We start from the raw sequence: 22,795 nt of genomic DNA on the forward strand, positions 1-22,795 counted from the left end.
CCCGGCGCGCCTGTTCGCTTGGTTCCCCCTCGCTTGAAAGGAACGTGCCATGAGCCACCAGACGACGCGGAACATCCTCCTCCTGCTGGGCGGCATGCTGCTCTGCGGGGGCTGCGACGCCCGAGACGGCACCCTCTACCAGTCCCTGGGGGCCCTGAACGGCGGCCCGGGCGCCACGGGCGCATCCAACGCCCTCGACGTGCACGCCACCGTCACCCCGAGCCAGGACGCCCGCCCCAGCGACCACGTCGACGCGACGGTGGAGCTCACGCGGGAGACTGGCCCCGGCGGGTTCACCGTCAGGCTCGCGACCGGCACGAGCACGCAGCCGGGGCTGCCCCCCGGGGCCGCGTTCGTGCGCCTCACCGTGAGCGCGCCGGACATGCAAGCTCCCCTGGTGACCTTCCTGAACCACTCGGCCACGCAGAGCGCCGCCGTCGCCTCGCTGTCCGTGCCGCTCGGCGACGAGCGCACCCTGAGCGTCGCCGTCAAGGACGAGACCGGCAAGGTGCTCGCCCGCGGCGGCCGAGAGCGGCTCAGGGTCGAGGCCGGCCGCTTCGCCGCCATCGACGTGCCGCTCTCCACCCTGCTCGGCGACCTCTACGGTCAGGTCCTGAACGGGATGACGCTCACCCCCGAGCCGGGCGTCACCGTCACCCTCGGCGACACCCAGTCGGTCACCGACCGGTACGGGGTGTACCGGCTCGAGGGGGTCGCCCCGGGAGCGCAGACCCTCTCTTTCGAGAAGGCGCAGTTCGCGCGCGCCACGCGCTCGGTGGACGTGCAGGCGGGCTTCCAGACGGACCCCGAGACCCAGCGCCTCGACCCGCTGTGAGGCGAGGGCTCAGGGAAGGCGGCGCTTGGCGGCCTCGTACTCGGCGATCATGCGGCGGACGATCTCGGCCGCGGGCGGGACGTCGTGGATCAGGGCGCTCACCTGCCCGATCTCGATCTCGCCCTGGTCCAGGTTGCCCTCGTGCATCGCGAGCCGCGCGCGCCCCGAGCCGAGCAGCTCGGCGAGCTCCTCCTTGGTCGCGCCGCGCTCCTCGGCCTCCTGGACCTGCTGGCTGAAGGCGTTCTTGAGCAGCCGCACCGGGACCAGCTGCTTCATGAGCAGCCGGGTCTCGCCCTCCCGGGCCCCCACGATGGCCTGCTTGAAGGCGGGGTGGCCGGCGGACTCCACCGTGGCCGCGAAGCGCGTCCCCACCTGGACCCCCTCGGCGCCCAGGGCGAGGGCCGCGGCCATGGCCCGGCCGTCCGCGATCCCGCCGGCTGCGATCACGGGGATCCGCACGGCGTCCGCCACCTGCGGGACCAGGACCATGGTGGTGGTCTCCTCGGGGCTGTTGTGACCGCCCGCTTCGAAGCCCTCGGCGACCACCGCGTCGCAGCCGGCCGCCTCGGACTTGATCGCGTGCTTGGCAGTGCCGACCACCTGCACCACCCTGCAGCCGCGCTCCTTGAGCATGGGCGTGTACTTGGCGGGGCTGCCGCCGGACATGAAGAAGATCCGGACCCCCTCCTCGAGGGCGATCGAGACCCACTCCTCGGTGTACTTGTAGAAGAGGGGCATGTTGACGCCGAAGGGCCTGTCGGTGAGGGCCTTGGCCTTTCGGACCTGCTCGCGGAAGGTGTCGGGGCGCATGGAGCCCGCCCCCACCAGGCCGAGGCCGCCCGCGTTGGAGACCGCCGCGCAGAGCGCTCCGCCGGAGACCCAGATCATCCCGGCCTGGACGATGGGGTAAGAGATGCCGAACAGATCGGTGATGCGGGTCCTGAGGGCGGCGTCAGGGGTCATGGGGCAACCTCCGTGGGGATGTACGCGATCGCCGGCGACCCGAGGGCCGCCGGCGAGGCTGAGAGCGTGAAGTTCGAGGCGAGGTCCAGGCGACGTTGTCGTGCGGCTTGCTCTCAGCCGGCGCGGGGGCGGGGCCCCCGGGGCTACGTTGCAGTGGTTCAGTAGGGAGATGATAGCCGAGCGAGCAGGGTTTAGTGTTTAAGAACAGGTTAAATTAGAGCAAATCGATGCCGAAAGGCCCCGCCCTCAGGCCAGGCTCGACGCGCGCCAGCGATCGCCCTCGGCCTTGCTCGCGACGAACTCCAGGAGGCCGGAGGCCAGCGGGTGGATGTCGTGAAGGCGCAGGGGATAGAGGGTCCGGCGGCCCTTGACGAGCAGATCGAGCGACATGTCGTCGACCCGCTGCCCGCGCAGGCTCGGACCGTGCAGGACGATCATCAGGCTCTCGAGGTGGTCCACCGCCCGCAGGGCCTCGGCGCTGGGGCGGTGGCTGGTGAGGAGGCGGTCCAGGGCGAGGATCCGCTCGTCGAAGGTGACCATGCGGCCCATGGGGTAGCCCACGACGCCCTCGACGTGGGCCTTCACCTCGAGCGCCTGGAGTCCCCACAGGGTCTCGATCACCCGCTGCTGCACCAGCTCCCCGCCGACGCGGCCCAAAGCGCGCGCCGCGTAGCGCCGGACCTCGGGATCCTCGCTCTTGAGGGCCTCGCACAGGGGCTCGACCACCTCCAGGTCGCGGCACGAGGCCACGAGCTGGTCCAGGGCGGTCGCCGCCTTGCGGCGCAGGCGCACGTCGTCGCTGCCCAGGAGCGCGCACAGGGGCCCCACCAGCAGCGGATCGCGCAGGGAAGGGGCCACGTCCAGGATCCCCTCGCGCGCCGGGAAGCCCGGGTCATCGAGGAAGGGCAGGAGGAAGGCGGCGGTTCCCGGGGCGCCGAGGGTGGCGAAGGCCCCGAGCAGCTCCTTGAGAACGACGGGATCCTCGGTCGCGGCAAAGGCTTCCTTGAGAGGCTCCAAGGCGCCGTCCCGGTCGATCTCGAGGATGGTCCGGATCAGGCGCTTTGCCCCGGTGTACGACGCGGGCAAAAGAGCGGCCAGAGGGGCGACGGCACTCGGCCCGTAGTGCAAGAGGACGGCGGTCGCACCGGTCGCGACCTGCTCGTCCAGCTCGAGCACCAGGCGGGCGATGGCGCCCAGGGCGTAGGGGTCGTTCACCTCCTTGAAGACGCGCAGGCACAGGAGCTTGGCCCGCGAATCGCCGGTCTGGAGAACGCCCGAGAGCACGGCGCAGACCTCGGGGGTCGGCACCGCGCCCAGCGCCTCGATCGCCTTGAGCTGGACCGCCAGGTGGCGGTCGGTGGCCAGCGGGATCAAGGCAGGCAGGACAGCGGGATCCTTGAGCTTGCCAAGCGCCTCGATGGCCGCCAGGCGGATCGGGACCTCGCCGTCCTGGAGGGCCTGCATCAAGAGGCGCACGGCGAAGGCGTCGCCGCGCGAAACGAGGTCCTTGAGGGCCTCGTGGCGCACCTGAGGGCTTGGATCGCGCAGGCGCCGCGCGAAGTAGTAGGCGGTGCCGGGGATGCCGCCTCCGACGACGTAGTACACCAGCTGCAATCCCCCCAGGAGCACGATGGAAAAAAGAACCGCGCCGAACCCGGAAAAGAACCAGTTGGTCGCCCCAGCAATCGTCATTCGTTCAGGCCTCCGAGCTAGCCTTGTACCCGCAGGCCCTGGGCCTAAACTCGCTCGGCCGCGCTCAAACCGGCGACCATGGCGTATAATGGGAAGGCCCCCTCGCCTCTCGCCCGTGCCGCGAGAGCAGCCAAGAGAATCGACCATGACGCACGACTCCAACCCCACCACCCTGATCATCGGGCTGGCCTGTGGCTGCGAAGCGACCCTTCACCGGAACATCGCGGATGGCCTGGACATGGCGGAGTTCCGGCTCTCGCCGAACTGCAAGCGCCACCTGGCCGCCCCGACCCTCCCGGCGCCGGTCGTCGGGTTCGGCCCCCTGTGGACCTGGGACGCCAACCTCGCGGACCGCCGCGCCCTGCCCGCCACCTCGGTGGCACGCTTCGAGCGCGAGCACGTCTACAAGCTGCTCGAGGGCTATTGCTACCTCGACCGGCCCGGCTTCCCCGGCTACGGCCCCCTGGCCAAGGTCCGCTGGGCCGAGCCGGCCGCTCACCACTAGCGCCAAATCCCTCAAAAGCCAGGCGGGGGCTCGTACGAGCCCCCGCCTGGCTTTTGTGCTACCGGTACAGGAGATACGGGGCGCGCAGCCGCTCGAACGCGCGCGTCTGGTCCTCCCAGGCCGCCGCGATCGCCTCGGGGGCCTCGAGCGCGAGCAGGCGCTCGCGGATCCAGCTCGCGCCGGTCATGCGATCGAAGCCCTTGGCCTCGATGCGAAGGCGATCCGGGTAGAGGCGGCGGACCTCGGCGACCATCACCAGGCCGGTCTTCACGGCCTGGAAGGCCTCGCGATCGCTCACCTTGACCTCGACCCCCGACACCGCGCCCTCGCGGAAGGGGACGAAGGCCACCCCCGGCAGGGCGTGCTCGCGCAGGGCGCGGGCGTAGGCCTCGGGGTCGATCCAGGGGGCCCCGACCTTCTCGAAGGGGCGATCGCCCACCCGGCAATCGACGTTGGTCGCCTCGAAGAGGCAGATGCCCGGGTAGAGGGTCGCCGTGAGGGGCGTCTTCATGGCGGGCGACGGGTTGACCCAGGGCAAGGCCGTCTGGTCGAACCACATGCCGCGTTTCCAGCCCTGCACCGGCACCACCGAGAGCGAGGCCTGGATCCCGAAGGCCCCGTTGTAGAGCCGCGCGAGCTCGCCCATGGTCATGCCGTGGCGAACGGGGATGGGGTAGTACCCGACGAAAGAGGCGAGCTTCGCGTCCAGGACGGCCCCCTCGACGGCCTTCCCGTTGATGGGGTTCGGCCGGTCCAGCACGACGAACGGGAGCCCGGCCTCCTTGGCGGCCTGCATGGCGAGCGCCATGGTGGAGTGGTAGGTGTAGAAGCGCGCCCCCACGTCCTGGATGTCGAAGACCAGGGCGTCGAGCCCCTCGAGCATGGCCCGGGTGGGTTTCTTGACCGGGCCGTACAGGCTGACGACCGGAAGGCCCGTGACCGTGTCCTTGCCGTCCACGATGTCCCCCTGCCGATCGGCTCGCAGGCCGTGCTCGGGGGCGAAGAGGCGCGTCAGCGAGAAGCGCCTGTCGGCATGGAGGCGATCGATGTCGCTGACCCCTCGGGCATCCACCGCGCTGCGGTTGGTGATGAGCCCGATGCGCTTGCCGACCAGCGCCGGGGGCGCCTCGGCGAGCAGGACGTCGATGCCGGCGCGCACGGGGGCCTGCGCCCGGGCGGGCAGCGCCGCGGCCGCCAGCAGGACCGCCAGGGCGATCGCGCGCCGGCACTCGGAAATCAAAGCCATGAAGCCTCCTCTTCTCGGACGCTCTTATGCCCGATCGACGGGGATCGTCACCGCTCGATCAAGGATTGGCCGGGGGGCTGGTCCTGCAGGGGCAGGATGAGCCAGGCCGTGAGGTAGAGGGGGACGGCCACCCCGCAGGCGACGAGCAAGAGCGCCATGCCCAGGCGCACGAGCGTCGGGTCGACCCCGTAGGTCTCGGCGAGGCCACCGCAGACCCCAGCGATCATGCGCTCGCGGCTGGAGCGGTGCAGGCGGTTGGGTGAAAGGTCGCTCGGCTGGGGATTGCCGGGGATCACCACCCAGCCGATCAGGTAGAGCAGGATGGGCGCCCCCATCCCGAGCAGGACGGCGAGCACCAGCGCAAGGCGCACCCAGGCCGCGTCGATGCGCATGTAGTCGGCGAGGCCGCCGCACAGGCCCGACACGATGCGGTCGTTGGTGGAGCGGTAGAGGCGGCGCGGACGGTCGACGTCGCTGGACATGGGAGGCTCTCCTCGCTGAAGGGGGGCGGACCGTGGTAATCCTACCGCTTCATTCTACCCCCGAAAGGCGCGCGCGCAGCTCCTCCAGGTAGCGCCGCCCCTCCTCGGACCCCTCGGCGGGGGCCCATGGGGCGTAGTCCTTGTGGCTGGCCGGCTGGTACGCCCCCTCGATGACCTCGTAGAGGACCGTCCCGGGCTCGAGCGCCAAGAGGCTGTGCCAGGTGCCGGGCGGGATCTCGACGCCCCAGCAGGGGCCGCCCGGAGCGATCTCGAGCGTGCTGCGGATCTCGCCCTGGTCGTCGAAGGTCAGGACCACCGCGCGGCCCGTGAGGGCCACGAAGACCTCGACCTTGGCGGGGTCGGCGTGGCGGTGGGGCCGCACGTACGAGGCGGGGTCCACCGCGTTGAGCATGCGCTGCACCGGCTCGTGGTGGTCGTGGTAGCGGGTGATCGCCCGGTTGCGCTCGGAGGCCCCGGCGCGGGCCTGGGCGAAGGCCACGGCCTCTCGATCGATCGGGCGCAGGGGGCCCGTGAACTCCAGCTTCTCCGACAAGGGCGGCTCCTTTGTTTACATTTCGATACCGTGCCGATAGGTTGAGGCTTGTTCGGCGGTGCAAGCTCCATGGTAGCAGCATCACCCGCAAAGAAAGCAAAGGAAGCATCGGCATGGGATGGGCGCGACAAGGACGGTGGGCCATCGGCGCAGGGGCTGCGATCTCCCTGCTGGCCGGCTGTGGCCGGGCGCCTGCACCCGGCCCCCGGGAAATCGCCCAGCTCGCCGCCATCCAGGTCCCGACGCTGGCCGACCGCGAGGTGATAGCGCCCATCTGGTACCGCAACCCGCGCTATCCCTTCCACTCGGACCGCTTCGGCTTCAAGAGCGGGCGGTTCTTCCCCATCGACGACGGCATGGGGCCGGACGGCGACGCCTCGTTCTTCTACAACGGCAGCGACTTCTACGTGGCGGTCAACGCGGCGGCCGGCAGCCCGCGCACCATGGCCGCCGCGAGCGCGCCTTCGGCCCTCGCCTTCGGGACGGGGCCCCTGGTCGCGAGGGTCGGCGACACCTTCGCCTTCCAGAGCCCCGAGGGCACCGCCACCCTCACGGTCACGGGGCTCGCCACCGGCAGCATGCGCTTCTCGGGCCGGGAGGGCTCGGGCAGCGGCGCGGTGCGCTTCCGCTACCACGTGGAGCCGTAGAGCCCCGCTCCGGGGCTCCGAGGAAGCGCCACCGGGCTCGGGGAGGAGAAGGCCGCAAGCGCCGCGCGCCCGTCCTCGACGCCGCGATCCAGGTAGACGCGCTTGAGCTCGGGGTAGTACAGCGCCGAGAACATGCCGCCGGGCAAAGGGGTGGTGGGGCCGATGGGCACCAGCCGCACGTAGCGCTTCTTGAGAAAGCTCGTCACGTCGTTGAACCCCGCCGCCCGGCACAGGAGGTCGTTGCGCGCCGAGCGCAGGATCTCGCCGTCGCGGTCGCGATCCAGCACCTGGCGCATGGCGAGGATCCGCTCGTTCACGAGGCGCACGTCGTGGAAGTTCTGGATCAAGTAGCGCCCGGCGATGATCGAGAACACCCGGCCGATCATCTGGACGAAGGTCGCGGGCTCCCGGGACGGCTCGCCGACCACCGTGGCCGCCATCACCACGAAGACCGTGTCCACCTCGGGATCGAGCTCGATGGCCTGGGTGATGGGGCTGTTCTCGACCATCCCGCCGTCCAGGTAGAGGCCGGGGCGCTCCTGGCCCGTCAGGTGCATCTTGGTGGCGGGGAAGACCGTCGGCACGCTGCACGAGGCCATGATCACCGAGCGCATCCAGGCGTACTGCTCGCGGGCCGCCGCCTCGTCGAGGGGCTCGGCCAGCCGAAAGGTCTCGTAGTGGCAGTGGCGGGTGGCGATCTGGTCCTTCTCGAGGAAGGTGGTGCCCAAAAGGTCCGACACCGCGATCGAGAAGGTGACCGGGTGGACCAGCCGGTCGGGCGGCAGGAGATAGCTCTCGAGCATCTCCTTGATGAAGCCGTGGGAGCAGATCGAGGTGAAGCGCCCGAACGCGAGCTCCCGCATGGCCAACAGCGCGTCCAGGCCCACCTTGATCCAGGAGATCTTCTTGAAGGGGTCGATGCCGATGCGGTGGAAGATGCGCTGGACCGAGGCCTCGCCCAGGCTTCCCGGGGCGAACTCGCCCTCGGCGGTGTAGAAGAAGTCCTCGAGGGTCGCGCGGGTCGCCCAGAGCTGGACCAGGAACTCGTCGAGCCGCTGCGGGGTGAACGCGCCCTCGGCGACCATGCTGGCGACGTAGGCGCCGTTGAGGGCCCCCGCCGAGACGCCCACGATCACGTCCGGGACGATCCCGGCCTCGGCGAGCGTCCGCAGGACTCCCGCCTCGTAGGCCCCCTTGAGGCCGCCGCCGCTCAGGACCAGGGCCGTCTTTCCCATGGGTCACCTCCTCGGGTCACCTCCTGTGCGGCGCAGCCTGCGCCCGGGTGAGCCCCATGCTAGGGAGGGACGGGGGGTTCGGCCTTGGCCGAGTCGGCCAAAAAGGATCGGCGCGCCTCAGTCAGCGGAACGCAGCGCCTCTCGAGACGCCAGGTGAGTGTGCAGCAGCATGAGGGCAACGCCCGCCATCACGGCCATGTCGGCCACGTTGAAGATGGGCCAGACGTTCGCTCCCTGCCAGCGCAGGTCGATCATGTCGCGCACGTAGCCGAAGACGAGGCGATCGACGAAGTTGCCGAGCGCGCCACCGAGCAAGAGGCCCAGGCTGCACACCATGAGCGGGGCTTGCGGCTTGCAGCGATGTTGATAGACGACCACGGCAAGGGCGATCCCTGCAGCCACGAGGCTCAGCGGAGCGGCATGCCCCCAGAACAGGCTGAAGGCGGCCCCGAAGTTGCGGACGTAGGTCAGGTGAAGGAAGCCATCGATCAGCGGGCGAGAATGGCCGAGTGCGAGAGCCGCCACGATGCCGAACTTGGCGAACTGGTCCAGCAACAGGGTCGAAAGCGCCAGGAGGTAGAAGGTGAAGGTCTCGTACGGGGTCTTCCGTTCGATAGGTGCTTTCATGATCATCCTCTTATTCGAATCCTACCAATATCACAATCATACCCAGGAGGCGCGCGGACAGGAAGGAGCGAGCGCCCAAAGCCGTTCGGGCGTTTCCTCGACACATCCCCGAGCGAGCGGCTAGAATGGTCACTACCAGCCCAATGCCGCAAGGAGCCCTCATGCGCTGCCCCATGTGCAACTCGCCCGACAGCCGGGTCCTCGAGAGCCGCCTGATCGAGGAAGACACCACCCTCCGGCGACGCCGGGACTGCGCCGGCTGCGGCAAGCGCTTCACCACTTACGAGCGGGTGGAGACCGCCCCTTTGATGATCGCCAAGCGCGACGGGACGCGCGAGCCCTTCGACCCGCGCAAGCTCGCCACCGGCCTGATGCGCGCCTGCGTCAAATCCGACGTCTCGGTCGAGGCCATCGAGCGCATCGTCGCCGAGATCGAGTCCGACCTGCACAAGCGCCACACCCGCGAGGTACCCTCCCAGGAGATCGGCGAGATGACGCTCGCGCGACTGCGCGACCTGGACGAGGTCGCCTACGTCCGCTTCGCCTCGGTCTACCGCAACTTCACCGGCATCGAGGACTTCATCCACGAGCTCAAGACGCTCCAGGCCACCGCCCTGACGCGCTAGAGCATCCCGCCCCGAAAAAGGATCCAACGCAATGACCGCTTCGAGCGCCCCGGAACAGATCAAGAAGCGCGACGGCCGGGTCGTCGCCTTCGACCGCGAGAAGATCGTCTCGGCGATCCTCAAGGCCACCAGCGCCGTCCACGGGGGCGATCGCCCCGAGGCCGAGGCCCTCGCGGCCCGGGTGGTCGCGACCCTCGAGGGCGCCTCGCCACGCGAGCTGCCCACCGTCGAGCGGATCCAGGACGCCATCGAGAAGGTCCTCATCGACGAGGGCCAGGCCCGCAGCGCCCGGGCCTTCATCCTCTACCGGGGCCGCCGCAGCCGGATCCGCGAGGCCAAGACCGAGCTGATGGACGCGGTCGAGGAGATCCTCGCCGAGGTGGAGAAGGGCGAGCCGGCCGTCGCGAGCTCCCCCAGCGAGAAGCTGCTGCGCATCGGCGCCACCGCGAGCAAGGAGTTCTACCTCAAGCGCCTCTTGCCCGAGGAGATGGCCGACGCCCACCTGAGAGGCGACCTGCACATCCAGGACCTCGAGCACTACGCCAAGGCCCCCAACTCCTTCGTGATCCCCCTCGATCGGCTCTTGGCCGAGGGCTATCGCACCCCCCACGGGCGGGTGCGCGCGCCCAAGCGCGCCCACTCGGCCGCATCCGTGGCGGCGCTCGCCCTCCAGGCCGCCCAGAGCGACTGCTTCGGAGGCCAGGTCTTCGATCGCTTCGACACGGCGCTCTCGCTGGCGCTGCCGGCCGAGACCACGGACCACGAGCTGGGGCAGGCCATGGAGGGGCTGATCTACAACCTCAACATGCTCCACAGCCGCAACGGCGGCCAGGTGCCCTACTCGACCCTGACCTTCGGCGCGGACCCGAGCCCCATGGCGCGGCGCGTCGCGCGCGCCCTGCTCGATGCCTACGAGGCGGGCCTCGGGCGCGGGGAGCCCGCGGTCTACCCCAACCTGGTCTTCCTGCACCGATCGGGCCTCAACGCCACGGAGGGCGACCCCAACTTCGACCTCCTGCACCGCGCCCTCGAGGTGGCGAGCACGCGCATGCAGCCGACCTTCGCCTTTTTGGACGCGCCCTTCAACCGCGACGAGGGCGGCGCCGTCACCTACCTGAGCGGCTGCGCGCGGATCGGTTTCGATCGCTTCGGCCACCTCGATACCGCCGGGCGCGGCGCGATCGCGACCGTCACCCTCAACCTGGTGCGCGCGGCCCTGCGCGCGAGGCGCGACGGGCTGGCCTTCGAAGCGCTGCTCGAGCGGCAGGCGAAGCTCGCCATCCGCACCCTTCACCACCGCTACGAGGTGCTCTCGACCCTCAAGGCCCACGAGCTCCCCTTCCTGATGGGCGAGGGGCTGTACGCCGAGGCCGAGGGGCTCGACGCCCAGGAGGCGATCGCCAAGGCCCTGCGGCACGGCCACCTGGCGCTGGGCTTCATCGGCCTGGCCGAGGCCCTCAAGGTGCTCGAGGGCGCGCACCACGGCGAGTCGGCGGCCGCCCAGGATCGCGGGCTCGGTGTCGTGTCGCTCTTGCGCAGGCTGGTCGACGAGGCGAGCGAGGAGCTCGACCTCAACGTGGTGCTGTACGCGCAGCAGGCGGAAAGGACCGCCGGCCGCTTCCCCATGCTGGACCAGGGGGACTTCGGTCGCGTCGCGGGGGTGACGGACAAGGGCTACTACACCAGCGCCTTCTCGCTGCCGGCGGATTGCGCCGTGAGCGCCGCGAACAAGATCGCGCTCGAGGCCCCGTACCACGCCCTGTGCAACGGCGGGCACCTGACCTCGATCGCGTTCGATGCCCCGGTCCAGGACGCAAGCGCCCTGGGCGCGCTCGTCGCCAGGATGAACGAGGCGGGCCTCGGGCACGGCGCCGTCAGCTTCCCGGTGGACCACTGCGCGAGCTGCGGCCACTCGGGGGTCATCCCCGCGGACTGCCCCGAGTGCCGGGCCGCGAGCGGCACGATCCGGCGCGTGCGGCGCGTGGCGGGCTACCTGGAATCGCTGGATCGGGTCCATCCGGGCAAGCTCGCCGAGCTCGCGGTGCTGGCCACGCATTGTGACGGATCCCTTTGATCTGCGAGCGAGGCTTCGCTATACTCGATCCGCAAACCCGGCGCCCATCGACCGTCCTCAGGAGATCCGCGTGGCCAGGCGACAAAGGATAGCCCCGCCGGTCGATCCCGGCTCCAGTCGCTCGACGCAATTGATCCTCTGGGTGGTGGTCGTCTACGCAAGCGTGAACCTGGCACACCTCGTGGTCCAGGAGTACCGCCTGCTCTACCAGGGCCACGTCTTGAACCAGGAGCGGATCCTCACCGAGGAGAAGGCCCGCAAGCTCAAGGAGGCGATCGAGTTCGCCCGCACCCCCGAGGGGGTGGAGCGCCTCGCCCGCAAGAACCTCGGCATGGCCCGGCCGGGCGAGCAGCCGGTCCGCTTCGTCGGCCCGAAGGAGGGCGAGAACACGCTTTAGTTTTTCCGGGGGCGTGGCGAAATGGCATACGCAAGCGACTTAAAATCGCTCGTCGCAAGACATGCGGGTTCAAGTCCCGCCGCCCCCACTCACCCATTCAAGGACGATCCGCGTGCGCAAGGTGCTCTTCATCCTGGGGGAACTGAACGAACAGGATCTCGACTGGTTGGCGACCAGCGGCTCGCCCCGGGCGATCGCTCCCGGCCAGTCAATCATCCGTCAGGGGCGGGTGATCGACTCGATGTTCATCGTCCTGCGGGGGGCGTTCTGCGTGGCGATCGAGGGCCAGGAGGACAAGCCGCTGGCCGTGCTCGGGGCCGGCGAGATCGTCGGCGAGATGTCCCTGGTGGACCACGGAGCGCCGTCGGCCACGGTGCGGGCGCTCGCGGACAGCCACGTGCTGGAGCTCCCGCGCGCTGAGCTCGAGCTGAAGCTGAAGCAAGACGTCGGGTTCGCCGCACGCTTCCACCGGGCGCTCGCGGTCTTTCTGTCCGATCGCCTGCGGAGCACCTTCCAGGCGCTGGGCGACGGGGCCTCGATCTCGCTCGACGAGCACGTCCTGGAGGACCGCGAGGTGGATCCCGCCGTGCTCGACAAGGTCGCCCTGGCGGGCCTGCGCTTCGACACCATGCTCCGGCGCCTCCTTCCGGAATAACCGCGATGTCCACCGCCCCACTCAAACCTCCCGCCTCGCGCGTACGCGGCGACCTTTCCGACGCGGAAAGGCTCGACGATCTGCTGGAGGTGGTGAGCCCCAAGGGCTGGATCGCGGTGGCCTGTCTTGCGGTCGTCACCGCGCTGATCATCCTGTGGGCCGTCTTCGGGACCATCCCCGTCACCGTGACCGGGCCGGGCCTCCTGACGCGACCCCACAAGGTCGTGGGGATCCAGGCCCTCGGCTCGGGCAAGCTCAAGGAGCTCCGGCTGGAGCCCGGGAGCCTGGTCGCGAGCGGCGACGTGGTCGCGACCCTCGAGCTGCCCGAGTTGAGCCGACAGCTCTCGGAGCAGGAAGCGAAGCTCGCCCTGCTCGATGCCCAGAGCGCGCAGACCCTCGACCTCCAGGCAAGCCAGAACACCCAGGAGGCGCGCGCCATCGCCGAGCAGGAGCGAAATCTACAGCGATTGATCGCGCAGGCCCGCGCCCTCGACGCGACGCTCAGGGCGCGCTTCGAGGACCGCCGGCACCTCTATCGCCAGCGCGCCCTGAGCGTCGACGCCATGATCGACGCCGAGCAGAGCTATCGTGCCAACCACGACAAGATCCCGGAGTGGGAGTCCCAGCTGCGGCAGCTGGGACTGCGCCGCAACCAGATGGCCAGGCAGTACGCGGAGCTGCGGACCGCCCGGGGCCTCCAGCGGCGCGATCTGGAGGCTGCGATCGCCGTGCTGAAGGAGCAGGCAGCGAACCAGGGCACGATCCAAAGCCGCTGCACGGGGCGCGTGCTCGAGGTCTCGGCCATGGTTGGCCAGGTGATCACGCCGGGCACGCGCCTTGCCACGGTGGCCGTCGAGGACGCGGACCAGCCCATGGTCGCCCTGCTCTACTTCCCGATCAGCGACGGCAAGAAGGTCCTAGCCGGCCAGATCGCCCAGACCACCCCCGACACCGTCAAGCGAGACCGCTACGGGGGGATCGTCGGCCGGGTGCTCACGGTTTCCCCTTTTCCCGTCACCAGGCAGGCCATGGCCAGCACCCTCGGCAGCGACGACCTGGCCGGAGCCCTCTCGAACGGGACGCCCCGGATCGAGGTCGCGGTCCGACTCGACCCGGACCCCTCGACGCGCAGCGGCTATCACTGGTCGGCCTCCGAGGGGCCGCCGATCCCCCAGACCCCCGGCACCACCGTCACGACCCGCGTGACGGTCGAGACCCTCTCCCCGCTGCAGCTCGCCATCTCGCTGATGAGACAGGCCAGTGCGATCTACTAGGCCGCGCACGCCCTTCCGAGCGCCGGCGCGCCTCGCCCGCACCCCGCTTCGCCTCCAGCTCGAGGCGGTCGAGTGCGGGGCCGTGGCCCTCGGGATCGTGCTCGCCTACTTCGGCCGAAGGGTGCCCCCCGGCGAGCTTCGCGCCGAGTGCGGGGTCTCGCGGAACGGCAACAGCGCCTCGAGCATGCTCAAGGCGGCGCGGCGGTACGGCCTGATGGCCAAGGCCTTCCACCTCGAGGCCGCAAGGCTGAAAGAGCTCCAGGTCCCGCAGATCGTGTTCTGGAACTTCACGCACTTCCTGGTGGTGGAGGGCTTCAGGAAGGGGACGGTCCACGTCAACGACCCGGCCCGGGGCCGCCGCCGGCTCTCGCTGGCCGAGTTCGAGGAGGGCTACACGGGCCTGGTCGTCCTGCTCCAGCCCGGGGCCGACTTCCAGAAGGGCGGCTCCGGGCTCGGGGTCATCGCCTCGCTCTACGGCCGGCTGAAAAGCGCGCGGCGGGCCCTGCTCCTGCTCATCCTGCTGGGGGCTCTGCTGGTCGTACCGGGCCTGGCCGTGCCGCTGACCACCCGCATCTTCGTGGACCACGTCCTGGTCCAGCAGCGCGCGGAGTGGGTCAACCCCCTGCTCATCGGAATGCTCGCGATCGCCCTGCTGACGGGCGTGCTCACCCAGCTGCGCCGGTACTACCTGAACCGGCTAAAGACGGCGCTCGCGGCGCGCATGTCGCGCGGCTTCCTACGCCACCTGTTGAACCTGCCGCTCTCCTACTACGCCCAGAGGTTCCCCGGATCGATCGCCATCCGCTTCTCGATCAACAGCCGCCTCGCCACCCTGCTCTCGGGCCGGCTGGCCACCACCGCGATCGACCTGCTGATGATCGTGTTCTACGGCGCCATGATGCTGGTGTACGACCCCCTTCTCTCGGGCGTCGTCTTCGCCGCAGGCCTCCTGAACCTCCTCGTCCTGGCATGGATCGGGCATCTGCGCGTGACCGCCAACATGCGCCTGGCCCAGGAGCAGGGCGAGCTTGCCGGGATCGGCCTGGCCGGCTTCCAGGCGATCGAGACCCTGAAGGCCTCGGCGAGCGAGGGGATCTTCTTCACCCGCTGGGCGGGGCACCATGCCAGGGCGCTCAAGGCCACCCAGCACCTCGCGGCCCTGGAGACCTCGGTGAGGGTGATCCCCAGCCTGCTCTCCTCGCTGGCCGCGGCGACGGTGGTGGTGGTGGGCGGCGCCAGGGTCATGGAGGGGCACCTCACCATGGGCATCCTCGTCGCCTTCCAGACCATGGTGGGATCGTTCCTCGGCCCCATCAACGGCCTGGCGAGCCTCGGCGCCTCGCTGCAGGCCGTGCTCTCCGACCTGGCCCAGCTCGAGGACGTGCTGGCCGAGCCGGCGGACGAGGCGAGCAAAGGGGCCCGGCCCGCCGAGTTCGAGGCGACCCGGCTGCGCGGCGCCGTCGGGGTGGAGGGGCTGACCTTCGGCTACAGCCCCACGGACCCTCCTTTGATCGACGACTTCTCCCTGGCCATCGCCCCGGGCCAGCGCATCGCCCTGGTGGGCGCCTCCGGCTCGGGCAAGTCCACGGTCGCGAGGCTGGTCGCGGGGCTCTACGCGCCCTGGTCGGGCGAGATCCGCCTCGACGGGCGATCGCGCCAGGAGATCCCCGAGGCGGTGCTCGCCCAGTCCCTCTCCATGGTGGAGCAGGAGGTGGTCCTCTTCTCGGGCACCGTCCGCGAGAACCTGACGCTGTGGGATCGCTCGGTGAGCGAGGCAGAGCTGCTGCGCGCCCTCGCGGACTCCGAGCTGCTGGAGGACGTGCTCGCCCTGCCCAGGGGGCTCGACGCCACCCTGCTCGAAGGGGGGATGAGCCTCTCGGGGGGGCAGCGGCAGCGCCTCGAGATCGCGCGGGCCCTGGTCCGGGACCCTGCGGTCTTGATCCTGGACGAGGCCTTCAGCGCCCTGGACGCGCGGACCGAGCGGCGAATCGACCGGAACCTGCGCGAGCGCGGATGCACCTGCCTGATCATCGCCCACCGGCTCAGCACCCTGCGCGACTGCGACGAGATCCTCGTCCTCGACCGAGGCAGGATCGTCGCGCGCGGCTCCCACGCGGAGCTCGCCGCAAAGCCCGGCCTCTACGCGGAGCTTATCGCCGAGGATCTCAGCGACGCGGAGGAAGAAGCCCATGCCTGAAGAGAGGCCTCCCGAGGCGCCCGGGCTGGAGGGCAACCGGCCCTTCCCCCTCGACGATCCGCTCCTCCTGGCCATGGTCGAGCGAGGGGAGATCGCCGTCTTCGCCCAGCCGATCGAGCCCGGCGGCTTGCCCGGCGCCCGGCGCCACCTCTTCACCGTCACCGCCGGCGAGGCGATCGGCGGGCTCGGCGCCCACGACGCCCGCTTCCGCGCGGTGGGAGTGGCCCTCGGCCCGGCCCTCCTGCGCCCCATCGGTCCGGAGGAAGGCGACGACCGCGAGGAATTCGCCCGGGCCGCCCTGGGGTGGTCGGCGCGCCTCGCCCATGCCCTCGCCCCCGCCCCCGCCCCGGCGAGCGCGGCCCCCGACGCCGGCCGGATCGCGCTCGCCGCGGGTGAGGCCGCGCGGATCGAGGGCAGCTGGGTGATGGCCGTGCGAGGGGAGGCCCGCTGGCAAGGGCTCGAAGAGGCGATCCTGACCCCCGAGCTCGGGCCGGTTCCCTTCGGGCCCGGCACGTGGCTCCATTCGCCCGGCGGGGCCGAACTGCTGGCCCTCGGCCCGCAAGCCCCCCTCACCGGCGCGCAGCGAGAGGCCGGCCTCCTGGCGCTGGGCCGCCTCGCGCGGCACGGGATCGATCGCAGGCTCAGCCAGTACCGAACAGCCGACGCCGAGCGGATCGGCCTGCGGCACGAGGCGGAGTCGCGCGCCGGGCGGCAAGCGAACCGCGCCCTCGCGGGGATTCTCGCCCCCCCCAGCGGCCCGGAGCCTGCCGGCGATCCTCTGTTTGCCGCCCTCTGCGCCATCGGCGCCTCGGCCGGCCTCTTTTTCCAGCCCGCGCCGGGCGAGGCCGCCGTGGGCTCCGATCCGCTCGAGGCGATCGCCCGCGCCTCGCACGTGCGCCATCGCCGGGTGCGGCTCAAGGGGGACTGGTGGCGCAGGGACAATGGTCCCTTGCTGGCCTACGCGCAGGACGACCGGCGGCCGATCGCCCTCTTGCCCGTGTCGCCGCGCCGCTACCATGCCCTCGACCCGGCCGCCGGCACGCGGCAGCCGGTCGACGCCGCGCTCGCGCTCGCGCTGCGGCCCCATGCGATCGCGTTCTATCCCCCCTTCCCCGACCGGCCCCTGGCCCCCCGGGACCTGCTCCAGTTCGCGTGGGGCCTGGTGCGCGTCGAGGCCCGCATGATCCTGTCGGTCGCGGCCCTCTCGGCCGCCCTCGGGATCGCCGTGCCCCAGGCCTCCTACTGGCTGCTCGCGGCAGTCATCCCGAGCGGGGACGAGCGCCTGCTGCTCGAGCTGGGCCTTGCGCTGTTCGTCATCTCGGCGGCGCTGCCCGTGCTGCGCTTGGTCCAGGACTTCGCCGTGCTGCGGGCCGAGACCACGGCGGAGGCCGCCCTCGACGCCGCGCTGTGGGACCGGGTGCTCGGCATGCAGCTTCGCTTCTTCAAGGAGACCCCCGCGGGGGATCTGGCCCAGCGGATGGGAAGCATCGGCCAGTTGCGGCGGGCCCTGATCCCCACCACGGTCCAGCTCGTGGTCAGCGGCGTCTTCTCGCTGACCCTTCTCGCGCAGCTCTTCCTGTACAGCGCGCCCATGGCCGTGGTGGCCCTGCTGGTCGGAGGGGGGATCGTGGCCTACATGGGGGTCTCGGCCGAGCTCGCCCTCCGCGAGCGCCGGCGGGTCGGCAGGCCCGCGGCAAACACCCAGGCGCAGGTGATCAGCTTCATCGACGGGCTGGCCAAGATCCGGGTGGCCAAGGCGGAGGCGCAGGCCTTCGCCAAGGTCGTGGCCTCCTACGCCGTCAACGAGCGAGAGGATTTCCTCGTCCAGCGCTTCCAGGATCGGCTGGCCGTCGTCATCGACGTCGCCCCCCTGCTGTCCATGGCCGTCTTCTACTCCGGCTTCGCCGCGCAGGCCTCTGCCCCCGGCGGCGTCTCCCAGATGGGCGCCTTCATCGCCTTCACCACGGCGTTCGGGGGCTTTTTTGCCGGCGCCATCGGGCTGGGCGGCGCCCTGAGCAACCTGATCGACACCCGGCGGAAGTGGAGGAAGCTGATGGCGCTGGTGAACGCCCCGCTCGAGACCCGGCGCGGCGGGGTGGATCCGGGGCCGCTCTCGGGGGCAATCCGGTTCAATCGCCTCTCCTTCCGCTACGGGCCGGCGAGCCCCTACGTGCTGCGCGACCTGTCGCTGCGGATCCAGGCCGGGGAGTTCGTCGCCCTCGTCGGGGCCTCGGGCTCGGGCAAGTCCACCCTGCTGCGCCTCCTGCTCGGCTTCGAGACGAGCGAGTCGGGCAAGATCTACCTCGACGGCAACGACTTCGCCGGGCTGGACCTCCACGCCGTGCGCCGCCAGATCGGAACCGTGCTGCAGCACGGGCGGATCAGCCGGGGGACGCTGCAGGAGAACGTCGCGAACGGCCACCCCCTCACCTACGACCAGGTGCGCGAAGCGTGCGAGGCGGCGGGGCTGGCCGAGGACCTCGCGGCCATGCCGATGGGCCTCTACACGGCGATCAACGAGGGGGGGAGCAACCTCTCGGCGGGCCAGCGCCAGCGCCTGCTCATCGCGCGCGCCCTGGCCCGCAAGCCGAGCATCCTGCTCTTCGACGAGGCGACCAGCGCCCTGGACGGCAGGACCCAGGCCCAGGTCACCCGGCGCCTGAGGCAGCTCAGCTGCACCCGCGTGGTCGTGGCCCACCGCCTCAGCACCATCCGCCAGGCCGATCGCATCGTCGTGCTGGAGGGGGGCGCCATCGTGCAGGAGGGGAAATTCGAGACCCTGAGCCGGGAGCCAGGCCCGTTCGCCGACCTCATGGGGGGCCAGCTCCGATGAGAGCCCTCGTCGTGGCCATGGCATGCGTCTTCTTCGCCGCTGGCACCCCGGCCGTCGGGGCCGAGCCCCGAGGCGAGGACCCCGCGCTGTCGCTGCGCGAGGCGATAGCGCGGGCCAGACTCCACCACCCGTCGCTCAGGGCGAGCCGCCTGCTGCTCGACCAGGCGCAGGCGGCCGCTCGCTCGGCCGAGGCCGAGAAAGGCCCCCGCCTCACCCTGACGAGCGCCCTCTCGGGCTCCGGGCAGGGGGAGAAGGCGCCCCAGGGAGGCTGGGACACCAAGCTCGCCGTGAGCCAGCCCCTGTTCGATGCCTTCAAGGCGCAGGACGCCCTGCAGCTGGCATCGCTGTTGCGCCTCAAGGCCGAGTCGGATCTCGCCGCGAGCGACCTGGCTCTCCAGTACGACGTGAGCCGCTTCTACCTGGAGGCCTTGCGCGCGCAGGCCCAGGTCTCGGCCGCCCAGCTTGATATCGCGCGCGCGCGGTCCCAGGTGGGGGTGGCCAAAGCCCGCCTCCGGGGAGGAGCCGGCACCGAGCTCGACGTCTTGCAGGTGGAGGCCCTGCTCGCAAGCGCCCAGGATCGCCGCCTGCAGGCCCAGGCGACCCACGAGGCCGCCCTGAACGCCCTGGAGGCGCTCGTGGGGCAGGCGCCGCAGAGCCTGCGGCCGGACCCCGGCACGGCCCTGCTCCTCGTGACGGTGGATGGCGCCGGCGCCTCGGCCGCCCTGCTCCAGCGGCCGGATCTCCGCACGCTCGAGATCAACCGCCGGATCCAGGAGCTCACGGCGGTGCAGCGATCCCGAGCCAAGCTTCCGACCCTCGAGGCCGGGGGGAACGTCGGGGCCAGCCCCTTCGGCGGGGCGAGCTACGGCGTGACGGGCACCCTGAGCTGGGGCGTGTTCGACGCGGGCCGCCTCGACGGCCCGATCGCGCAGGCCCGCCTCGAGGCCGAGCGGGCCGCCGCGCTGCTGGAGGCCGGGCGGCTCTCGGCAATCCTCGAGATCCGCCGGGCCCAGGCGGCGCTGCGCACCAGCGAGGAACGCGTCGAGCTGACCGGGCAGCAGCAGGCCGCCTCGGCCCGGGCGCTCCAGCTCTCCCTGCTTCGCTTCGAGCGGGGGGTGGGCACCAGCCTGGAGACCCTCCAGGCGCTGACCTCGCTCAACCAGGCCCAGAGCGCCGCGATCGCCGCGAAGTTCGACGACTACGCGGCCAGGCTCAAGCTGACCCAGGCGCTGGGCCTGCCCGTGGAAGCGATGCTCGCAAGCGAGTGAGCGGGTCGCGCCGGGGCTTCGCCTTTCCCGGGTTTTTGTGAAGAGCCGCCCAGCCGTGGTACGATGAGGGACGGGTGGTGGAACACTAGAGGACCGACTTAGAGAGTTACGTGCAGCGAATCGAGAGCCTCCGCAAACGGCAAAGGACCCAATCCCTCGCGATGCAATTGCTCGTGGTGGTGATGGCCCTCGCTGTGACGGCCCTCTTCTCGATCGTGCCCTTCAAGGTCCCCCGCGTCTACTTCTTCCCGATCGACCTCCAGGTCAAATCCCAGCAGCCTCCCGTCTTCAAGACGATCCATGCCCCGGTCTCCGAGAGCCTCGACGGCACCATCAACGGGACCGCCCAGAAGCGCATGGACATGGACCCCCACGCGGACGTGCTGCTGAGCGTCGCTCTGCTCTTCGCGGGCCTGCGCTGCCTCGCCAGCCTCCCGGGCTGGACGGCCCGGGGCGTCTGCGTTCCGCGCGCCGTCCACTACAGCCTTCGCGCTCCGCCGCTCGCGGCCTGACGCGATCCCGCCGACACCTTCATTCATTTGCGCCATGCCGAGCCGCCCTGCGCGGCGTAGCATGACGTTGCGATGAACCCCGCCGACCCCGCACCGCGAGGGCGTCCCTGGTGCCATGCGCGGATCGCCACGACGCGACCCATCCCTTCGCAACCAAGGAGGAGCGTATGGAACTCTTTCCCCTGCTGAAGGACCTGGCGGCGGTCCTCTCGGCGGCCCTCGTCATGGGCTTCATCTTCTTCAAGCTCAAGCAGCCGGTCATCATCGGCTACCTCGTCGCCGGCCTCATCGTCGGCCCCTACGGCCTCAAGTTCGTCTCGGACATGCACACCATCGAGACCTTCTCCGAGCTGGGCGTCATGCTGCTCATGTTCGCCCTGGGGGTCGAGTTCTCGTTCTCCGAGCTCAAGCCCGTCAAGAAGCTCGCCATCCTGGGCGGCAGCGCCCAGATCCTGCTCACCGTCGGCCTGACGACGGTGGCCGCCGGCTGGTTCGGGATCGCGCTCGGGACCGGCATCCTGCTCGGCTGCATGATCGCGCTGTCGAGCACCATCATCGTCCTCAAGGTCCTGATGGAGCGCGGCGAGATCGACTCGGTCCACGGGCGGGCGATCCTCGGCCTGCTCATCGTCCAGGACCTCTCGGTGGTCATCATCATGACCATGATGCCCAACCTGGGCGACCCCGCGAAGATCCTGGGCTGGCCCATGCTCTTGGCGCTCGGCAAGGCGGCGCTCTTCCTCGCGACGGTGGTGCTGCTCGGCACCCGCCTCTTCCCCGTCATGATGAAGAAGGTCGCGAGCACCGGGAACAAGGAGCTCTTCCTGCTCTCGGCCATGATCCTGTGCTTCGGGACCGCCGCGGCCTCCTTCCTGATCGGTCTCTCGCTCGCGCTCGGCGCCTTCATCGCGGGGATCGTCGTCAGCGAGTCGGACCACAGCCACCAGATCCTCGCCGACGTGCTGCCGCTGCGCGATCTGTTCGCGACCCTGTTCTTCGTCTCGGTCGGCATGCTGATCAACCCGGGCTTCCTGGTGGCCCACCTGGGCGCGGTAGCGCTCCTGGTCGCTGCGATCGTCGTCGGCAAGACGCTCCTGGTCTTCGGGATCGCGCGAGTCTTCGGCTACTCGGGACGCACCTCGCTCGCCATCGGCCTGGGCCTCGCCCAGATCGGCGAGTTCACCTTCATCCTCGCCAAGCTCGGCCAGCAGCAGGGGCTCATCTCGGCGTCCCTCTTCTCGCTGATCCTCACCGGGGCGCTGGTCACCATCCTGATCACGCCGCTCCTGATGCAGGCGGCGACCCCCATGTACCTGGGGCTCGCCAAGATCCCCTGGCTCCGTCGCGCGCGCCCCGCGGGCGCGAAGGCCCCCCTGGCCACCGGCGACCTCGGGGGGATGGTGGATCACGTGGTGGTCTGCGGCTTCGGGCGCGTCGGCAGCAACCTGGGCGAGGTCCTCATCCGGCACGGCTACCCGGTGCTCGTCATCGACACCGACCAGAACCTCATCCAGGACCTTCGAAGGCGCGGCGTCTCGTGCATGTACGGCGACTCGTCCAACATCGAGGTGCTCAAGCACGCCCAGCTGCCGCTCGCGAAGCTCTTCATCGCGGCCCTTCCCGACGCGACCAGCTGCCGGCTCGCGGTCAAGAACGCCAAGCAGCTCAACCCCCAGCTGGACGTCCTGGCCCGCGCCCACCGCACCCAGGACATCAGCGAGCTCTACGGCCTGGGGGCCGACGAGGTGGTGCAGCCCGAGTTCGAGGCGAGCATCGAGGTCATCCGCTACACCCTCGCCAAGCTCGGCTACACCACCCGCGAGCTGTATCGCTACGCGCACCAGATCCGCCAGCAGCGCTACCGCCAGTTCGAGGACACCTTCGACCCCTCGATGGTGCTCGGCCTCGAGGAGGCGCTGGGGGCGGCGGATCTCGTCTGGTTCGACGTCAAGGCCGACTCGCCCCTGAGCGGGCAGAGCCTGCGGAGCCTCGATCTGCGCAACCTGCTGGGCCTGAGCGCGATCGCCATCCGGCGCCAGGGGGAGGTCGTCCCCAACCCGGACCCCGACGACACCCTCTTCCCGGGAGACGGCCTGCTCGTCATGGGCCCCCAGGCCCAGCTGGACAAGCTGAGCGCCCTCACCAGGCCGCCCTCGCTCTGAAACCGGGGGCCC

General features: G+C 70.6%; 20 protein-coding genes and 1 tRNA gene. 14 read left to right on the forward strand and 7 right to left on the reverse strand.

Annotated features, from left to right (window positions below; all coding sequences use genetic code 11):
• Window positions 1-49 precede the first annotated feature (49 nt).
• Window positions 50-835, forward strand: coding sequence for a carboxypeptidase regulatory-like domain-containing protein (locus V6D00_08905; protein ID HEY9899286.1), 786 nt, complete (start codon window positions 50-52; stop codon window positions 833-835).
• A gap of 9 nt (window positions 836-844) precedes the next feature.
• On the opposite strand, the gene V6D00_08910 is transcribed toward V6D00_08905, so the two are convergent.
• Together V6D00_08910 and V6D00_08915 are read right to left on the reverse strand one after the other, a co-directional pair.
• Window positions 845-1,798 carry a nitronate monooxygenase gene (locus V6D00_08910; protein ID HEY9899287.1) on the reverse strand — a complete coding sequence of 318 codons (954 nt, stop codon included), beginning with the start codon at window positions 1,796-1,798 and terminating at the stop codon, window positions 845-847.
• A 246-nt stretch (window positions 1,799-2,044) separates the two neighbouring features.
• Entirely contained in the window at window positions 2,045-3,490 is a 1,446-nt protein-coding gene (locus V6D00_08915) for a HEAT repeat domain-containing protein (protein HEY9899288.1), read from the reverse strand.
• Between the two features lie 145 nt (window positions 3,491-3,635).
• Here V6D00_08915 and V6D00_08920 point away from each other — a divergent pair, with 145 nt between their 5' ends.
• Window positions 3,636-3,995, forward strand: coding sequence for a hypothetical protein (locus V6D00_08920; GenBank protein HEY9899289.1), 360 nt, complete (start codon window positions 3,636-3,638; stop codon window positions 3,993-3,995).
• 58 nt (window positions 3,996-4,053) lie between these two features.
• Here V6D00_08920 and V6D00_08925 read toward each other — a convergent pair whose 3' ends face one another.
• The 3 genes from V6D00_08925 to V6D00_08935 are packed head-to-tail and all read right to left on the reverse strand — an operon-like array spanning window position 4,054 to window position 6,276.
• Window positions 4,054-5,241: a DUF1343 domain-containing protein gene (locus V6D00_08925; GenBank protein HEY9899290.1), complete on the reverse strand. Its 1,188-nt coding sequence runs from the start codon at window positions 5,239-5,241 to the stop codon at window positions 4,054-4,056.
• A 47-nt stretch (window positions 5,242-5,288) separates the two neighbouring features.
• The gene (locus V6D00_08930; GenBank protein ID HEY9899291.1) at window positions 5,289-5,723 is read right to left on the reverse strand and encodes a PspC domain-containing protein; all 435 of its coding nucleotides are present in this window, start codon (window positions 5,721-5,723) and stop codon (window positions 5,289-5,291) included.
• 49 nt (window positions 5,724-5,772) lie between these two features.
• Window positions 5,773-6,276, reverse strand: a complete 504-nt coding sequence (locus V6D00_08935; GenBank protein ID HEY9899292.1) for a WbuC family cupin fold metalloprotein — start codon at window positions 6,274-6,276, stop codon at window positions 5,773-5,775.
• A gap of 113 nt (window positions 6,277-6,389) precedes the next feature.
• Between V6D00_08935 and V6D00_08940 the strand changes: the two genes are divergently transcribed.
• Window positions 6,390-6,923 (forward strand): hypothetical protein, encoded by a 534-nt coding sequence (locus V6D00_08940; protein ID HEY9899293.1) that lies wholly within the window; start codon window positions 6,390-6,392, stop codon window positions 6,921-6,923.
• Here the strand turns inward: V6D00_08940 and V6D00_08945 are convergent.
• Window positions 6,905-8,158: a patatin-like phospholipase family protein gene (locus V6D00_08945; GenBank protein HEY9899294.1), complete on the reverse strand. Its 1,254-nt coding sequence runs from the start codon at window positions 8,156-8,158 to the stop codon at window positions 6,905-6,907. The genes V6D00_08940 and V6D00_08945 overlap by 19 nt on opposite strands.
• A 117-nt stretch (window positions 8,159-8,275) precedes the next feature.
• Window positions 8,276-8,785, reverse strand: a complete 510-nt coding sequence (lspA, locus tag V6D00_08950; protein ID HEY9899295.1) for a signal peptidase II — start codon at window positions 8,783-8,785, stop codon at window positions 8,276-8,278.
• A gap of 161 nt (window positions 8,786-8,946) precedes the next feature.
• Here lspA and nrdR point away from each other — a divergent pair, with 161 nt between their 5' ends.
• From nrdR to V6D00_09005, 11 genes are all read left to right on the forward strand, one after another.
• Window positions 8,947-9,411: a transcriptional regulator NrdR gene (gene nrdR, locus V6D00_08955; GenBank protein ID HEY9899296.1), complete on the forward strand. Its 465-nt coding sequence runs from the start codon at window positions 8,947-8,949 to the stop codon at window positions 9,409-9,411.
• Between the two features lie 31 nt (window positions 9,412-9,442).
• The gene (gene nrdD / locus V6D00_08960) at window positions 9,443-11,485 is read left to right on the forward strand and encodes an anaerobic ribonucleoside-triphosphate reductase (GenBank protein ID HEY9899297.1); all 2,043 of its coding nucleotides are present in this window, start codon (window positions 9,443-9,445) and stop codon (window positions 11,483-11,485) included.
• Between the two features lie 70 nt (window positions 11,486-11,555).
• Complete coding sequence (locus V6D00_08965; protein HEY9899298.1) at window positions 11,556-11,882, forward strand: septum formation initiator family protein; 327 nt, start codon at window positions 11,556-11,558, stop codon at window positions 11,880-11,882.
• 7 nt (window positions 11,883-11,889) lie between these two features.
• Window positions 11,890-11,970 (forward strand) — tRNA-Leu (locus V6D00_08970).
• Window positions 11,971-11,994: 24 nt separating this feature from the next.
• On the forward strand, window positions 11,995-12,537 hold the full coding sequence (locus tag V6D00_08975) for a cyclic nucleotide-binding domain-containing protein (GenBank protein ID HEY9899299.1): 543 nt from the start codon (window positions 11,995-11,997) through the stop codon (window positions 12,535-12,537).
• A 5-nt stretch (window positions 12,538-12,542) separates the two neighbouring features.
• A complete protein-coding gene (locus V6D00_08980) occupies window positions 12,543-13,811 on the forward strand; it encodes an NHLP bacteriocin system secretion protein (protein ID HEY9899300.1) in 1,269 nt (422 codons plus the stop codon).
• Entirely contained in the window at window positions 13,798-16,008 is a 2,211-nt protein-coding gene (locus V6D00_08985) for an NHLP family bacteriocin export ABC transporter peptidase/permease/ATPase subunit (protein ID HEY9899301.1), read from the forward strand. Before V6D00_08980 ends, V6D00_08985 begins: the two co-directional genes overlap by 14 nt.
• A complete protein-coding gene (locus tag V6D00_08990; protein ID HEY9899302.1) occupies window positions 16,001-18,841 on the forward strand; it encodes an NHLP bacteriocin export ABC transporter permease/ATPase subunit in 2,841 nt (946 codons plus the stop codon). Before V6D00_08985 ends, V6D00_08990 begins: the two co-directional genes overlap by 8 nt.
• Window positions 18,838-20,109 carry a TolC family protein gene (locus V6D00_08995; GenBank protein ID HEY9899303.1) on the forward strand — a complete coding sequence of 424 codons (1,272 nt, stop codon included), beginning with the start codon at window positions 18,838-18,840 and terminating at the stop codon, window positions 20,107-20,109. The genes V6D00_08990 and V6D00_08995 overlap by 4 nt, the downstream gene beginning before the upstream one ends.
• A gap of 161 nt (window positions 20,110-20,270) precedes the next feature.
• Window positions 20,271-20,621 (forward strand): hypothetical protein, encoded by a 351-nt coding sequence (locus tag V6D00_09000; GenBank protein ID HEY9899304.1) that lies wholly within the window; start codon window positions 20,271-20,273, stop codon window positions 20,619-20,621.
• A 167-nt stretch (window positions 20,622-20,788) separates the two neighbouring features.
• Window positions 20,789-22,783: a cation:proton antiporter gene (locus tag V6D00_09005; protein ID HEY9899305.1), complete on the forward strand. Its 1,995-nt coding sequence runs from the start codon at window positions 20,789-20,791 to the stop codon at window positions 22,781-22,783.
• Window positions 22,784-22,795 lie beyond the last annotated feature (12 nt).

The organism is Pantanalinema sp. (genome assembly GCA_036704125.1).
Classification (GTDB): domain Bacteria; phylum Cyanobacteriota; class Sericytochromatia; order S15B-MN24; family UBA4093; genus JAGIBK01.